Here is a 17,057-nt window from a genome sequence, read left to right on the forward strand (position 1 = left end):
ATAGTTCTGTGTTTACACAAATTCCTGCGTTAACTCCCAAAATGCTTTATCTTTCATATGTATTGGATTAATTCCGCCGCCAAGCTTCACAATACTATAATGTTTTTCTAAATTCTTAATTTTATTAAAAATATTCTCCTCTTCAGTTTTTGACTGAGTATTGAAAATATATCTAACATCTTTGTTGCTTATATCGGTTACATTATGAACAACCCAAGTAAGTATATAATTTGCATATTCATTATCTGTAGTTGAAAAATGGCTTAAAAGTTGTGTAGATAGAATAGATCCTACACCAAACTCTCTTCCCTCTTTAAGGATTTTTTTGAGAGACTGAAAATCCTCGCTCAAAAAGTTATCAGCTTCATCAACTAGTATCATTTTTGTAATTTCTCTGTAATTACCTTTTATTGCACTGTGTCCACCCATTTGCATTTGTGAGTAAAAAACATCTAAGGTAATTGCAACTACAAGGTTTTGTATGCTTTTATCATATCCGGAAAGGTTAATAACTGTTACCCCGTCAATTACATCAAATAGAGTTTTTGTCTTACTATGATCCGGCTCAAAAATTTCAAATTCATATAATGCATTTAGTGCAGAATATAAGCTGTCTGTTTTGATATTTTCTTTTTCCGAATAAATCCGGTACACATCATGTAATGTCGGTGCCGAAGCCCCCCAAGTACTTGAATCTGCCTTCCTTATACCTCTTGTTTCATAAGCCTCCATAATTACGTCCTTTAATGTTGCCTGCTGTATAGGTCCAAGGTGAAAAGCCGTAGAAATTGTGTCCTTAATACTGTTTGCTGTATGTAAAGGTAACAATGGTTTGAAGTCACCCGATTGATATAATGCTAGTGGGTTATACGGTAAATGATACAAATTATAAACTTTAGCATTTGTTACCTTTTTAAAATCCTCTTTTATGTAATCACCCTTATAATCGAAGATAAGTATGCCTATCTTTGTTCCATTTACATTATCTTTAGAATTCCAATGAAGTTGTGCTATTAGAGACTTCGTAAACTGAGTCTTCCCAGTACCCATAGTCCCTATAATTCCAGTATTTGTATGCATAGTTTTATCTGTAGATGTGGGATACCACAAGACAGGACTCTTGTTTTCGGAATTCTGACCAAACTTAATGTTCATTGGCACTGCTTCAACTATTTCTGCCTGTTCAATTTCTTTTGATTGAGTAACTGCTTCTTCTTGAGACTTATCTGCAACAAGTGAGTGATTATCCCCTCTTTCAATACCGTACTCACATTTATGGTAGACATAATGTAATAAGTTATCTTTATTAATATCTGATTCTCCGTTAATGTAACTATCTTTTAATTCCTCTGTATTCTTAACAGTGTATTGGTAACCATCATCTTCTGAAAATTCAAACTGTAAAATATCATCTTGCTTGATCACACTCTTAAAATAGACGTCTTTTTTAAACGAAATGATCGCCCCATGTCCTATAATACTATCTAAATCACAGCTAATTTCATAGTTATCGTTCAAAAGCTTAGCTCTAACTTCTGTGTCAACTATCAAGTCCCAATTTTGTTCAGGCCAAACTTCATAAAGCTTCATTTTCTCGGCACTGACAATTGCTAATTGTGCAAGAAAATTCCTATATATCCGCTTAGTAAACTTTCTGTTATCTACTCCTTCTTCCTCAGCCATTTCAATTAGGTTATTAAAAAACAATGCTCGTGTTTGTTTTATTTGTTCTTTTGCTTTACTAATAACATTCGCATCGTTTTTACCTATTTTTACTTCAATTGGATAAAAATACACTTTAATTCGGTGCTCAATATTTTCAATTCCAACGAACATAAGATCATCGCAATATGATCCCGGTGCGCCCAGATTCTTAGCCGAAAAAAGTCCATCACTACTTTTCAAACCTGTCCCACCAGAAACTCTCAAAATTTCTTCTAATGATATTGGAATCCATATAATATTTTCATTATAAAGGTATGCTAGACCAATCTTTATTGCAGACAATATACTTAATTTCTCCCTTGGGAATTGCCGGTTATTAGAAATTAACCTTAATAACCAGTCTCCATTAACTGCGTTAAAGACATTAATAAGTTTTGGAGAAGACTTTTCTACATCATGAATCATCTTACTTTTAAGATATTCTTCTATAATAACTTGGTATTGCTTTGATTTTCTAGTAACTGTGATTGCATCATATCCACTCGATGAACTATATTGATCGCTATAATGAATAATTAATATATCCTTTGCCATAGGATCGTTTTTGAAAAAGTTCAAATCAACTTTAGGATCAATAAATGTAACCCAGTTAGACGAATCATATATTTTATCAAGTGTTTTTCTGCTTTCATCTGAAATTGCAGTATTTATACTTTCATTATTGTTAAATGGATATAAGCCACCTGCAGTTCTTGCTATAGCATTAATTTTTTTTGCCACATCAATTAATAAATTGTCCTCATTTATGAACTTAGTTCCAAAACCTGTTCTATAAAAATTATTAGAGTATACAGATGGTATGCCTGACATTAATCCTTTCATTGATATACCTGTACTTAATTCGCTCATATTACTATAGGTGGGATTATGAAATTGTTCTAATTGGTAAAAAGCAATGTGACAATACTCATATTGAAGTGAAGACACATCTTTCATATAGAACCGAACTTTATTTCTAAAAATACCTAGAACTTCTTCTTCTGAAAAATCCTCTAAAGACAGATTGATACTAAACTCATCTTTTATAAGTTGAGTATCCTGGTAGAAAGATATTTCCTCAAAAGCGTTATGTGATTTATCGTCGCCATAAATATATAATTGAATATTAATTAAATCCTCAGCATTACTGTTTTTCTTCAGTTGCTTGATGTAAAATTCAAATATCCCCTGAATTATTTCCTTACAATCTCCAAGGTTAATTAGATTAATCTTAATAGCACAATCTTTTGTAATTGTAAATAAGTAAGAAAAATGCTCTATAAACTCATCGATTTTCTCCCTAACGAGTTTTGAGACAAAATCACGAGAACCTTTATATCTTAGCATTTTATCGCTTACATAATAATTCCATTCTGGCGAGTGAGATTGTTCAATTGCTTTATATAACTTATCTTTTTCTCTATAGATATATGGTAACAAATTATTAGGGCCTAATTTGTTAAGTATTTCTTCAGAAACTTCTTCGTTTCCAATAGTTTGATTAAGAACAACCTGATAAGCTACATTTAATGGATGTAACGGTGTCAAGAGAATTTCCTTCTCCTCCACAGTTCTATATATTGTCCCTAATTTCATAAGATTAATTTGTTCGGTTGTTAATGTTTGACCATTTTCTACATCATTAATCAAATCCAAATATTGTTGAACATATTGGGTCGATAAATCCAGCAAAGTATCGTCCATAAATGTAAGACTTGGAAGTAAATTTTTGCTTTTATAATACCTAACTAGATTTCTATAAGAATCCTCCATTTGAGCATCTATAGTAATTTCCTCCGCAATTAACCCATCATACGTTTCAAAGTAGAATAGACCCTCAGATTCAATAATATTTTTTTCTTTTTCAATATTCTTTTTATACTCCTCTTTTGCAAAATACTCCCTTGTCCCTTGTATAAGCTTGTTTTCGCCTTTATATATAAAACTCTCCTGAAGTTCTCTTTTAAGTTTCCATACCGAAACACCTGTCACAAGGATTGGCTTAATACTTTCCTCATGTATAGCAATAGGAATAATTGTATTTATATATTTTAGATTAATGTCAATATACTCTGATTCATCATTTATTTGCCCAATATTCCTTATCAATTTAACAGTTTGATTGTCATCAAATATTTCTATTGTGTTATCAACTTTTTCAAGCACTTCCTCTATTTCGCTAACCCCACCCGGTCGTATTACGAGCACATTTTCATTTAGCCTTGTAACAATAGTCTTATCTTTAAAATTAATACTATAATTTGTCTTGATACCTTCTAGAATGCTTTCACCACATTCAACTGTAGCGATTCTAAATTCGTACTTGATACTATCATCTTTATAATTTATTTTACTAAACCCTGTCGAACCTATAATATGGTTAATATAAACTCTTATTTTCTTACCAGAAGCCACTGCAGAAGCTTCAGACTTGTTTTCAACCTTAAGATTAGAATTTGTAACAAACTTATCAAATGAAAACTCAATCTCAATATCTTGAATAGCATCTTTGTTGAATATAATTATATTTCTGATCCTAGATCTTGCTTTTGATTCACCTTCAGGTCTCTCCCAGTAAGGTATTCCAACCATTGAAGTGTCTTTGTGATTCTCAATGTACTTGATAGGCTGTGTATTTTTTTTGTTAGTTGCCGATAATTTTACATCCTTATACTCTACTATATCCCGCCAATCTTTATCACATAATATTTCAAGGCCTTTTTGATCAAAATATCTTTCAAGGTCAACTTCAGGATTCCCATATTTATGTGAAGCATCTACAATCGCATAAAACTGATAATTATCTTTTAATCGTTCTTTTATATCTTTTTCCCCATAATTTGTTAACTCTGAATCATAAAATAATCCAAAGTTTTTATATTGTTCTTTTTCAATCCCTGTAGAATTCAATACTTCAAGAATTTCTTCATAGTCAAAAATAGATGTATGATCTTGAAAAGATTCACTTGCCTTTCGTTCAAGAATAACGTTTATTATATTTTTATCGACCTTTGAAAGACTTGAACATATAATCTTTTCTTTAATATTATCAACAATGTTCTTAGAATGAAAGGGCATACTTTCTTTGTAAAAACTTTCAGAACCTCTGACTAAACTATCCAAATCAGTATTATGTATAAAGAGTATTGCAGTGCCTATAAACTCACTTTCTTCTATAGTACCCACTTTATTTCTGAGACGTGTTAAAAAATCTGCCTTTATTCCATCAATTGTCGCGGCAACTATGATTTTTATTCCATTAATTATTAAAGAATAGGTTTCATAAACTGGATTGTTTGCAGGGTAAATAAAAGCCTCAATCCCTGGTGTATAAGCAAGCTCATCATATAACGCTTTTACTTGTTCTTCCTTTTCAAATCTAATACCAAATTTATCACCATTGCTTATCTGCCTTGATGAAAAATAATCCACAATTTTCTTAGCTAAATAATTATAAAACTGCTTTGACATATTGAGCATCCCCACTATCACTTTTTTTCTCCAAAATGTTTAACTTATCAAATAGCTGAATCACAGCATCTTTTGAATCGCTGTCTAAGAAAAGCCCCCGCCTCTCATATTCTAGAAATAAGCTTTTTAAACCAATTTTATCTTTATTATTCATACATAAACGAGTTATTAAGATTAAATATTCTTGAGTTAAAGACAACGTAAAACCTAATGGTCCATGACTTTTTAAAAAGTTCTTTCGACAAAAATCTTCAAACCACTTACTATACTTTTGATTAGCACTTTTACGATTACCAATTGATCTCGCAAATTGATATTCTATCGCTCGTAATAACTCATAAATCTTATTAAGGCAATCATCATCATAATATATGTAATTTAAATTGAAACTCTCCCAATCAATATCTTGTATGTGATCTTTATAAAGAGATAGAAGTTGATCAATATCATTTTGTAAACATTGCTTTTCATCAGTATTCATCTTCTTAACAATTTCTGCAATATTAACATATGATAGTTTTATAGGGAAACTTTCAACCGTATGGTTTAAGAATTCAAGACAAATAGCATGAGAAAAAAGATTTGCGATATTCCCTGAAAGCAAATTCCATCCCACCCCATAACTAGTCCGTGATTTCGATATTTTTTCTCCTTCCAAAGTAAAAAACAGAGGATCTGGTCTTGAAATATCACTGTTAAACATCTGATTCAGTTTAAGTGAAATTTGCGAAACATAGAAAAAGAAATAATACTTTATAAACTCTTCAAAATATTCTACATATAGTTTCTCATTACTCAACATAAATTTTAAATCTTCTATAAACACTGTTTGAACGAACGGTAAGTAATTTATGTAATTTTCATCTTGAACTATTTCTTCACACAACAATTCCGGCAAACTCTCAAGAATTAGCCCAAGCATTATGTTTTTAGGTTTATAATCATATGTTTGCATAACAACATGCTTAATTTCTTCATTCACAAGCACAGAATTTAAAAAAGATGCTATCTTTTTATGCTCTGTATTCTGGAGCGTAACATAATTATAAATTATCGGATGAAATATTTCTAATTCATTAAATTTGTTAAAAAATAATTCTTTAACCAAATCCCTGAAAACATCTTCATCTTCGTTTTCAATATTAATATTCTTTGTAATGTGATTACATATAGAATCAGCGGTATAACTGTCTTTCAGCTTTCTACTTGTAATGATTCTCGAAAGCTCCCCAGTTACACTCTTAAAGTTTGCAATATAAATTTCTTCAAATTTAGCCCTAAATGGCAAAATTCTAATTTTATTTCCGGTATTATGTTGTAGTTTAATTTTAGCTTCTTTATTAAAGTTGAAATTCTTTAGAATCTCATCAATGTTTAACCTTAGAAACATCACTGTAACCTCACAAAACTATATTGATCAAACTGCTTATTGTAATTCATTCTATATTTACTTATCTTTTCGCCGACTCTCTGTTCAAATACCAGTTCCCTATCTTGGTGTCCGAGAGATAGAATTTTCTCCATAAATGCTACAAAATTGATATATGTACTTTTATCATTCTTATTTGGTCTATACCCTTTGTTAACATCCATTAACAAACAATACAACGAATAATCTATATCTAAATCGTATACGGTTTCATCATCTTGTCTGCTGAACTGAGTTTTGATATAAGGTATGAACTTTTCAACTTCTATTAAATCCTTCTTTTCAAGCTTTCCAACAACCGGATCTATGTACAGCTTTTGACTAATTCTATACTTCAATTGATTTTTTCCTACAAAGATATTTATTCTATCTTCGCTACTTTTTCCATTCCACTTATAAATAGCTTCTCTTATGTCAAAATATAGACCTTTAACCTTATTCTTATCCCCTACATTAAAATAGTAAAGGTGCTTGACATATTCAGAAAACATCTCATCCCTGTACTCTAACTCACCTACTCTAGGACTAAATAAGTAAAGCCTAAAAAAAAGCTTTATTAGTTCTTGTTTAAGTTCTTCAGAGTCTAAAAAAACGCCTTCTATTGCTAACATTGTACTGAAATGAGGGTAATCAGATATTTCAATATACTCCTTATATAAAAATGCAATGTTTTTTACTGTGTTAAATTTTGTTACTAATTGATCTCTTTTTTCATTCCTTAATCTAATGGGATCTAGTTTTGAAATGGTCTGAAAAATAGGGGATAAATCTTCATGCTCAAAAATTAGATTTGGTATTAAAAACTTAATATGTTCTCTAAATGTTAGTTTTTTAATTTCTTTCTGAAGATTTTCACTTGGAATCATATCCAGGTATGTACTAACAATTATGTCATAAATGAAGTTCAAAAGCGCTCTAGTAGAAATAATTAATTTAAATTTAATCATTGCTTCAATCAATATACTTATTAAACGGTTTTGAGTGAATTCTTTTCCAAGGAGCTCATAATTAAACTTTACAGGACAATTATCTGCACAATTGCATAGTTTTGTGCATTTTTGACTGTAAGTCAAATAAAATGGGTTACTCGAACTTTGCTGTGTTACTTTATGAAAAATATTTCTAATATAATCTGACTTCGGAGCATCAGAAGCCAGACTATACATATGAAAATCACTAAAGTTAATGAAGTGAAAATAGCTATTCTCATCAAATGAATTATCTACAATTTTAGACTCAAGAATTCCTTTATTATTAACAAATTCTTTCAAATAATTAAAACGTCTTCCATATTCAGATTCAATAAAATTGTTCAACGCTCCTAGATTTATAGCTAGAATTAATTTTTTAGGAGTATGAACACCTATCTTATCATCAGAGAAATTTTCTAAAATAGAATTCAATGTATCTATAGAAGTTTGTTGAGGCAAGAAACTCTCTGTTGCATCGTTATGAAGAACAAAACTATCTCGAATATGTGGAAAATTTTGAAGTATATAAGAAACTAAATGAGATTTTCCATCCCCAACTCCACCACAAACAAGAATAAGCTGTGATTTGTTTGCTGAACTAGCCCTTAAAATCAAACTTTTCAACTCATCTTCAACGTTTCTCTTTACATGCATATATTTCTTAAATTCACTAAATGAGTCCAAGTTTTCAACAGACTCCTTAGAAGACTCTTTAAGCTTTTTCAGTTCATTAATCAAGCATAAGTGTTCATTGTCCAAGTAAATCCACCTCTTCTAAATCCAAACTCAACATTGATAGTCATAGTATAATACTTACTAATTCCACTTTTCTTACTTGTTAATAGATAAAAACTATTAATGAATATCCATAATACTCTTAAAATCTATTCGACAAATAATTTCCAAATCCCTCTTTGATTATACAATAGTTTTTATCTTGAATCCATATATTACTAATATAAATACATGATTTTATTTTTACTCTATATCCCTCAGCGCTTCCACATCGATAAGTATCCATAGTTCTTTCATCAAAGCACACCACAAGTATCTTTTCGATACTGCTGTTCTCATCTAGAAACTTGGATATCTCCAACATAGCAATTCTGGCAGCTCACTTTACCGTGAAACGTTACGCACTGGTATTATAGATGGAAAGACAATTGCTTTACTCCCATTTTTTACGGCAATCTACAAGGAATTCTGATAACAAACAGTCAGAAAGTCTTCGTTAACACTTCCACCATGCCAGACTGGATCCACAGTATGTATTGTTTCGGCCCGGTCTTTTTGGCCGGATTTAGCTTTACATAAGTGTCCCTTTTGGTATACGATTAATGGTAAAAAAGGAGAAGGACCATACAAATCAATCCTCATCCACCACGAGTCAAATTGATAAGCAGGTCCATCACTCTACGTCCTGATTTTACCATACTTAATACAACTAACACAACATAAACTTAAAAAATGTCCTAAATGCGGTGGGAAAGTCCATGGTCACGGCACTCGTAAGCGCCGGGTTTGCATCATGGGTGAAAAAAAGTGGTGCAGGGTAAGACGGTTCAGATGTCCCCATTGCCGTAAAACCTTTACCCGCCTCCCTCATTTCCTCATTCCTTTCAAGCATTATATGGCAAGGGAAATTGAACACGTGCTCCGAAGTATTTTGGAAGGCTGTCCGCTGACTCTTGTTTCCTCCGGGGCTGAAGAAAGTACCTTGCGCCGATGGCAGAAAGAGTTCAAAAGGAAATTGCAATCTTGGGCTGGTTCACTTGAGTCAAAGGCATCAGGGCTGTTTGGTGAATACCCTGATTTGTTAAGTATCCCGTTCCATCCATTAAAGCGGCTGGAGCAAGCCTTATCCCGGCTGCCTGCCCTGCCTCCCGCATGGCCTGTACTGGTGAAAGCTTTACATTTGATTAATCCATCCTACCCACTTTGCATAGTCTGACCGGGTTAATCAACGGTACAATGGTATCAATTTGAAAAAAGAGGAGTTGATACCTTATGAAAAACAATGAATTGGATGAAAGAAGAGAAGAAGCCCTCCGACGGTATCAGATGATTGCTCCACTGTTGGATGAGGGTTCTTCGGAATGGGAAAAACGTAATGCCCGGTGGATGATACGTTGTAAGGAAGATGTTTCCGAGCGGACACTGCGCCGGTATTTGGCAGCATTTAAGAAAGGGGGCTTTGATGCACTTCTTCCCAAAGAGCGTAAAGATAAAGGCATGTGCAAAGCTATAACCCCGGAAGCCTTGGAACTGGCCGCCAGATACCGGCGGGAATTGCCCCGGCGCAGTGCAGAACGCATTCAGCAGCTTTTGAAAGGTGAAGGGTATACAGTTGCCCGTTCCACACTGGAAAAGCATTTGCGACAGCAGGGACTAAGCGGCCGTGAAATTCAAGCCAGTCAAAAGCAGGTTTCCAGCCGCAGGTTTAACCGTCAAGGACGTAATACCCTATGGCAAGCCGACCTGAAATTCGGGCCTCACCTGCCTGATCCATTGCACCCCGGACGCAAGATAAGGACTTATCTCATAGCGATAATAGATGATGCTACCCGTATGGTGGTTCATGCTGAGTTTTATGATAACCAGAAGCTGCCGGTACTTGAGGACACTTTCCGCAAGGCAGTAATGAAATGCGGTACTCCCGATGCTTTCTACGTTGATAATGGGAAAATCTTTGTCTCCCAATGGATGAAGCTGGCTTGCGCCAAGCTCCGTGTCCGCCATTTGAATACGAAAGCCTACAGCCCTGAATCCAAGGGTTATGTAAAGACTTAAATTATGTAAAGAAATGTGGTCTCAGTCCAGTAAAACCAATGAACTGAGCCTTGATTTCTTTACATAATAATTATCGACCCTATCGTTTGTTAAAATTCTTAAGCCATGTTTTTAAATCATTATTGTTGTCCCATTGTGCATCTTCTGGTGGAACGATTTCTTTGCTCGCTGCCTCTATAGCTTTACGTTTTAACTTTGCATCTGTGCGGGCGTAGATTTCAGTCGTAACTACACTAGAATGACCAAGCAGGTCTCTGATATACATTAAATCAACACCTGATGTAACCAGTTCCATGGCTGTAGTATGGCGCATTTTATGTGCACTCAGATCATCTGGTATAAGATCAGAATTAATCTTTTTGGCTTTGATTCCATATTTTTTCAGTACATAATTGATTCCCTGTCTGGTAAAAGGGGTTTTCATATGGTTATTAAAAAGTGTTTCCTCATACCTGGCTTCATTATCATAGCCCATTGTTTCCAGATATCTTTTTATGTGCGGCACCGCTGTTCTCATTAACGGCACATACCGGCCCTTGTTACCTTTTCCATGAATTCTAATTGTATAAGGCTGTGTCAGTGAGATATCTTTTACTTTTATATTGATAAGTTCTGTGACTCTTATGCCAGTTGTGTATAAAATAAGCAGAATCACATAATCCCGCAAACCATTTGTTCGGGCTACATCAATCTGTTCAACAAGCAGATTAACACCATCAGTCTTCATATATGAGATTTCCTTTCGCAGTGTCTTTTTTAAAGGAATACCAAGTATTCTCTGATATTCATCAAGATAATCAGGAAACTCGTATTTTAGATAATGCACAAATCCTTTTAATGCAGCCAGTCTCTGATTGCGTGTAGAAGGACTGCTTTTTCGACTTGCTCCAAGCCAGTTTAAATAACCGGTTACTGTTTCTCTTGTAAAATCCGATAGAACAATCCTTTCAGCAGATATCTTTCGTACTGATTCCATGTATTCCAGATACAATATAAAAGCATATCTATATGAATCAATTGACTGTGGAGAATTCCCCCTTTCATTTGGCATATATTGAGTAAAATATTTATTCAGATACACCGCAAAATCAGTTGTTTTCATATGCTGTACCTCCAAATATTCTGTCAACCATTCCGTGAAATTTTTCCTCTATGTAAGGAAACAACTGCAAGGTAAGTCTGATGTATTTTTCTGTTGCATAAATAGTCTTATGCCCCAGATATGTTGAGAGTATTGGAAGAGCAACATACATATCAAATCCTGAATCAATCATCTGCTTAAATGCATAAACTGCCATATGATGTCTCCAGTCATGAATCCGTGGGCCCTTTCCATCACCGAGATAAGGAATCCTGGCTTTAAAAAGGAACTCTCTATGATTATCGTATATCGTCTTTTCATCAAGACGACCGCGATTGGCGTTCGTAAATATATAGTCATCATCATTAAGCATGTAAAAACATTTTTCCGCATAACAGTTAAGCAGTTCCTTTAGATCATCCCCAACTATAACATAGCGTTGACGGTCATTTTTTGTTTCGTTCAGTTGTAAAATCCCTTTATCAAGGTCCACATCTTTCCTTCTTATTCCAAGAGTTTCATTTATTCTTGTACCACAACAATACAGAATTCGAAAAAGTACCGGATATTGTATTGCATCTTTGCGATTCCTGCAGTTGCTATAGTTGTCAACTGCCATAAAGTATCTGTCACATTCTTCATTTGTATAGATATGAGGTTGAAAATCAGTTCCTTTAAATTTAACATCTCTGGTTATGTACACATCATATCCTTTGATACTCAGGTATATAAGAAAGTGCTTGATTGCATTAATACGACCATAATGAGTTGGATGTGATTCGCATTCCTTCTTTTCCAACCATTTAGATGCATGGTGCACTGTAAAAACTGGTTCTGTCAGGTTATATTCAATACAAAATTTATCAAAACCTATCAGCCTGCTTCTGAAATTTTCACCATTATATCCGGCTGTATTCTTGTCCTTGATGTACCGCATCATATCATCTGCGAATACAGAGCTGAACTTATATCTTGCCATGGTTGCCCTCCTTATTGTAGAATGGAGAGTGCATTGCTGGCATAGGAAGCACGCACTGTTTCAATCTGGCATAATCTACGGATATATATACACTCGTGGTCTCTGTGCGTTGATGACCCATAACGGTACTTATGATTGGCATGGAAATATTTTTCTTTAAAAGATTTGTCGCCAGGCTATGGCGCATAGCATGAGGTCCGTGCTTCTTATTCTGCCAGTTTTTGATTCCAGCGCGCTTCATATATTTTGTTACGACAGAATGTATTGTTGGAGACGAGAGTGGCTTTCCTTTATTAGCATTTTCAGCAGAAACTATTATCTGCGGAGCATCGGATAATGGTCTTCCATACTTCAGATAATCAATAATAGCATTTCCAATTGATGCGAGCAGTGGAAATTCAACAGGAAAATCCGTCTTGTGCTGATTAATGCGTATGATATTGCTATCCCAATCGATGTCATCAAAGCAAAGCTTGGTAATGTCTTTTGCTCTCAAGCCATACTCTGTAGCAAGAAGGAGTATTAGGTAGTCCCTTTTCCCTATGGAGGATACCCTTTCAACAGAAATCAGAACTTCTTTAATTTCATCCTCTTCATATGTAGTAGGCAGTTTGCAATCCTTTTTGTAATTATCAGGCAAAATATATACAGATGTATCTTTTTGCGAATATCTATTATCATAAGCATACTGAAGAAAGAGGCCTAAATTTCTTGCTGCATTGTGTCTGGATGCAAGAGTATAGTTCATTGAAATGAAAAAAGCTTCTGTTTCCTCAATGCACAGATCATTAAGAGTGATATTTTTACTATTGAGAAACTTGCAAAAGTCATAAAGATACAATCTCTTATTTTCAATGGTCTTCTCTGCAAGCAAAAGTTCATTCCGACAAAACTCAAGATATTCCTGTGACACTTTCCCAACAAGGCCATCAAATATGTATTCGATACTTGGACATCGAAATTCAAAATCCCCATTTTTCTGGTATGAAATGAGCATTCTTACAGACCTAAGTTTTTCTCTAAAAGATGCTGGAGATCTGGCTGGCATAAGATGCGTGCCAAAAGCCTCATCACAGTACCGATTACCCGTTGCCTCATCAAAATCATTTAGATGATTTGATCTCATCCATTTCCTTAAAGAATCCCAATTTTGTTTGATTCGTTCATAATACTTGGTAGTATACTCTCGATGGCAAAGTTCTTCATCACAAAGAGCTACTAATTCTTCAAAATCCGTTACCATATATCAATTCCTCCTCATTAAAAGTGATTTCAATATATGGTCACATGAACGTTAAATTATGTAAAGAAATCAAGGCTCAGTTCATTGGTTTTACTGGACTGAGACCACATTTCTTTACATAATTTAAGTCTTTACATAACCTTTTTTACGTAAAGATTAACGTAAAAAAGGAAAGATAGAGCGTTTTAACCGTACAGTAGAAGAATTTATACAGGAAGCAGCCCTTGAAAAGCCGCAAACCCTCAAGCGCCTGAATGAACTATTCAGCGTATGGTTATCCGAAGGGTACAACCATAGGGTTCATTCTTCTCTGCCTAACAAAAGCCCGGCGCAAGCTTTTGCCGAAGATGCCAGGCCCCTGCGGTTTTCAAGTCCGGAGGTTCTTCGAGATGCTTTTCTATGGGAAGCCCAGCGGACAGTAGACAAGAGCGGATGCGTGAAGCTGGAAGGCAACCTATATGAGGTAGGCGTAGAGTTTCTACGGAAAAAAGTATTACTTCGCTACGACCCCATGAATTTATCCCAGGTAGAGATGTGGTTAGACGGTGAAAAGCGCAAAGTGGTTGAGCCTGCCCGCATCGGAGAGTATAACAGGAATGTGAAAAAGGAGCCGGAAGCGTTGGAAAAGGCCAGCGAATCCAAACTCCTTAGTTTAATGGCACAAGACAGCAAAAACCGGCTTAAACAGCAGCTAGGTGCATTCCGTCTTGGAGAGGAGGTGCATAAGCCATGACCACATTTGAAGCATTCTTTGGGTTTAGTGGAACCCCATTCTCAAGGGATATTCCGGTAGAAGAGTTACTGGAAACCGAAAGCCGCCAGGAATTACATGGCCGGCTGAACCATGTAGCACGCACAAGGGCCTTCGGTGTATTTACCGGAGATGCCGGAACAGGCAAGACCACTGCTATACGCCGCTTTTCCCAGGGGCTGGATTTAAACCGTTACAGGGTTCTATATATTTCCGACTCGGCATTAACGCCAAGGAATTTTTACTGGGAAGCCCTGCATCAGTTGGGCTGTGAACCTAAATTCTACCGTGGTGATGCCAAACGGCAATTGCAGAAGGCATTGGCAACGCTGGTTGACAGTGAAAAGAAAACTCCGGTGATTGTGGTGGATGAAGCCCACCTGCTTTCACGTGAAATGCTGGAGGAAATCAGGTTTTTGCTTAACTTGAGGATGGACTCCTACAGTTCATTAAGTTTAGTATTGACAGGGCAAAGTGAACTCCGGGAGACGTTAAAACTCCAAATCAACGAGGCAATTTGGCAGCGGGTTGATATAAGGTTCCACTTGCCGTCTATGAGTCCAAAGGAAACTTCGGACTATGTGTCCAGGCATCTGGAAGCAGTTAAAGCACCTGGAGAAATTTTCACTCCGGCAGCTATAGGTGTCCTCCATGAGTACTGTGGAGGAGTTCCCCGAAAAATCAACAAGGTGGCAACAGCCAGCCTGATGGCGGCGCCTCGAGGAAATTCAAGGTTAATTGATGACCATTTGGTGAGAGTAGTTATTGAAAGTGAATTTGAGAGCTAATTAAATGACCGGGCAGGGTTTCCAAGAACCCTGCCCAGGTCGTTAAAATCAAGCTGTAAATGTGGACATGGAAATCTGGCTAATTGCGGCCAAAGAGCCCGAGCGGCTACATTATAAACATATAACTGCTTCTGAAAATCTTTTACTATGGACTTCTCATATACAGCTAAGCTTATCTTCATACAAGTTTTTATCAACTGATATTTTTTTTAGAACAATTGGATTTAACATCGAAGATAGATTTTACCAGAATATAGCTTTTGATGTTGCAGGTTTTCATGTTACCAAAATTGAAACATATGCAACTATACTTCACAAAAAAAACATCCCTGTTCAGACTATCGAAAACATTGTTAAGTCTATCATTTCTATTCTAAACACAGAGATTTTTTGGATACGAACATTCGATCTTATCATTCAGATCAATAAAAGTAGCCCCACAAAATTAACGATGCAAGATTTCAAAATAATATCAACGGCTATAGAGAACATTGAATTTGATTCTGATAATGTACGTTTAAAATACGAGTACCTTTCAAGTATGGATAAAAAAGCTCTTCGAATTCTTGAAGACAAAAATACCCCTGTTCACAAAACAGAACTGTTCCAAGAATTAACAATGCGCGAGAATGGTGACAAAACATTATATCAAATCGATTCCCTTGTGAATGTTCTATCGATAAACCCTCATGTTCGAAGTATCGGTAAAACTGGTATGTGGATTCTAAGTAAATATGAATTTGACTCCCGTCATCAAGCCGATATTATTCAGTGGGCTTTTCATGAAAACAACTCAAGCTGCCAAGCGATGACAGCAAACGAAATATATTCAAAAGTATGCCTTTCGCGAGATGACTTACGCATAGAGATCATTTATTCGTACCTATACACATTAAGGGATAGATTTCTTCCTGTAGGAAATGGTAAATTCATCCTAGCTTCTTGGCGAAAAAAATATCAAAAAGAAATCAATGCGTTTGAAAAGAAAAAGTTCAACCGCACTCGATTTGACCTTATTGTACGAAGTAACTTATCCGACGGCAAGTCAAAAACTTTGAAAGAAATTTTTGAAAGTCTTCAGTCCGAGAATATAGCTCTATCTGAAGGTAGAATTTCTGTATTGCTTCAGAATGATTATGTTGAATCATTTAAGGTAAAGAATAAAAACTACTATCGACTAAAGGTATCTTCAGACGACAACAGATTAGCATTTCTTAAGGTTTTAAAAGAGATAGTTCTTGAAATTAAAAACGGAATTGAAAACAGAAAGGCCTTTACTGCCTTTTATAATCATGACGAGCCAAAATCAGAATCACACGTTCAAGTTGAAATTTATGAAAGAATGCGTGGTTACCTCAAAGCTGTAGGCATTGATCCTTCACGAGAAGTCTATACTGGTCTTGGCCCTGTAGATTTCAAGTTCTCAATGGGTTACAATTTGAGAGTGTTCATGGAGCTAAAACTTGCGTCAAACGCTAATGTGCTTGAAGGATTAACAGCTCAATTACCACAATACATGGGATCTGAAGGAGTTAAACTTGCTATTTTTACAGTCGTTATTCTTTCAGATGATGATTTTTGCATGGTTCCAGTTATCGAGCAAAGTATAAAAGATCTTGAAACAAAATATACTATGCATATCGAATATGTTGTTATCGATGCTCGGGTGTGAATATTTTTTAGTGTAAATGGAATAATCCACCAAATTTGTGTTAATAATTTTAATGCAGCATAAATCGGGCGACGCTGAGGAGCGACCCAACGCTTGCTGCAGCTTATACGATGAATGGCGGACTTTATTGTTCGCCGTTTTTCTATTCATCGGTAAGCTCCAAGCGGATAAACCTCGG

The 17,057-nt window shown here is 35.2% G+C and carries 11 protein-coding genes; 5 read left to right on the plus strand and 6 right to left on the minus strand.

Annotation, left to right across the window (positions count from 1 at the left end; all coding sequences use genetic code 11):
* Window positions 1–12: 12 nt before the first annotated feature.
* From dptH to dptF, 3 genes are read right to left on the minus strand one after another with little or no spacing between them, the layout of a single operon-like run.
* Complete coding sequence (gene dptH / locus DFR58_RS17220; RefSeq protein ID WP_242987703.1) at window positions 13–5,175, minus strand: DNA phosphorothioation-dependent restriction protein DptH; 5,163 nt, start codon at window positions 5,173–5,175, stop codon at window positions 13–15.
* Complete coding sequence (dptG, locus tag DFR58_RS17225) at window positions 5,156–6,565, minus strand: DNA phosphorothioation-dependent restriction protein DptG (RefSeq protein WP_114299095.1); 1,410 nt, start codon at window positions 6,563–6,565, stop codon at window positions 5,156–5,158. The genes dptH and dptG overlap by 20 nt, the downstream gene beginning before the upstream one ends.
* The gene (gene dptF, locus DFR58_RS17230) at window positions 6,565–8,334 is read right to left on the minus strand and encodes a DNA phosphorothioation-dependent restriction protein DptF (protein ID WP_114299096.1); all 1,770 of its coding nucleotides are present in this window, start codon (window positions 8,332–8,334) and stop codon (window positions 6,565–6,567) included. Before dptF ends, dptG begins: the two co-directional genes overlap by 1 nt.
* Window positions 8,335–9,013: 679 nt before the next feature.
* On the opposite strand from dptF, the gene DFR58_RS22230 reads away from it, so the two are divergent.
* Entirely contained in the window at window positions 9,014–9,526 is a 513-nt protein-coding gene (locus tag DFR58_RS22230; RefSeq protein WP_278278820.1) for a DUF6431 domain-containing protein, read from the plus strand.
* A 56-nt stretch (window positions 9,527–9,582) separates the two neighbouring features.
* Window positions 9,583–10,365 (plus strand): DDE-type integrase/transposase/recombinase, encoded by a 783-nt coding sequence (locus DFR58_RS17240; RefSeq protein WP_114299098.1) that lies wholly within the window; start codon window positions 9,583–9,585, stop codon window positions 10,363–10,365.
* Between the two features lie 79 nt (window positions 10,366–10,444).
* On the opposite strand, the gene DFR58_RS17245 is transcribed toward DFR58_RS17240, so the two are convergent.
* The 3 genes from DFR58_RS17245 to DFR58_RS17255 are packed head-to-tail and all read right to left on the minus strand — an operon-like array spanning window position 10,445 to window position 13,668.
* Complete coding sequence (locus DFR58_RS17245) at window positions 10,445–11,467, minus strand: tyrosine-type recombinase/integrase (protein WP_114299099.1); 1,023 nt, start codon at window positions 11,465–11,467, stop codon at window positions 10,445–10,447.
* A complete protein-coding gene (locus DFR58_RS17250; protein ID WP_114299100.1) occupies window positions 11,454–12,425 on the minus strand; it encodes a tyrosine-type recombinase/integrase in 972 nt (323 codons plus the stop codon). Before DFR58_RS17250 ends, DFR58_RS17245 begins: the two co-directional genes overlap by 14 nt.
* Window positions 12,412–13,668, minus strand: a complete 1,257-nt coding sequence (locus tag DFR58_RS17255; RefSeq protein WP_114299101.1) for a site-specific integrase — start codon at window positions 13,666–13,668, stop codon at window positions 12,412–12,414. The genes DFR58_RS17250 and DFR58_RS17255 overlap by 14 nt, the downstream gene beginning before the upstream one ends.
* Window positions 13,669–14,026: 358 nt before the next feature.
* Here DFR58_RS17255 and DFR58_RS22540 point away from each other — a divergent pair, with 358 nt between their 5' ends.
* From DFR58_RS22540 to DFR58_RS17270, 3 genes are all read left to right on the plus strand, one after another.
* Complete coding sequence (locus tag DFR58_RS22540; protein WP_278278821.1) at window positions 14,027–14,401, plus strand: Mu transposase C-terminal domain-containing protein; 375 nt, start codon at window positions 14,027–14,029, stop codon at window positions 14,399–14,401.
* Entirely contained in the window at window positions 14,398–15,207 is an 810-nt protein-coding gene (locus tag DFR58_RS17265) for an ExeA family protein (protein WP_114299103.1), read from the plus strand. Before DFR58_RS22540 ends, DFR58_RS17265 begins: the two co-directional genes overlap by 4 nt.
* A gap of 67 nt (window positions 15,208–15,274) precedes the next feature.
* Window positions 15,275–16,879 (plus strand): hypothetical protein, encoded by a 1,605-nt coding sequence (locus tag DFR58_RS17270; RefSeq protein ID WP_114299104.1) that lies wholly within the window; start codon window positions 15,275–15,277, stop codon window positions 16,877–16,879.
* Window positions 16,880–17,057 lie beyond the last annotated feature (178 nt).

This window comes from Anaerobacterium chartisolvens (assembly GCF_003337415.1).
GTDB lineage: Bacteria > Bacillota > Clostridia > Acetivibrionales > DSM-27016 > Anaerobacterium > Anaerobacterium chartisolvens.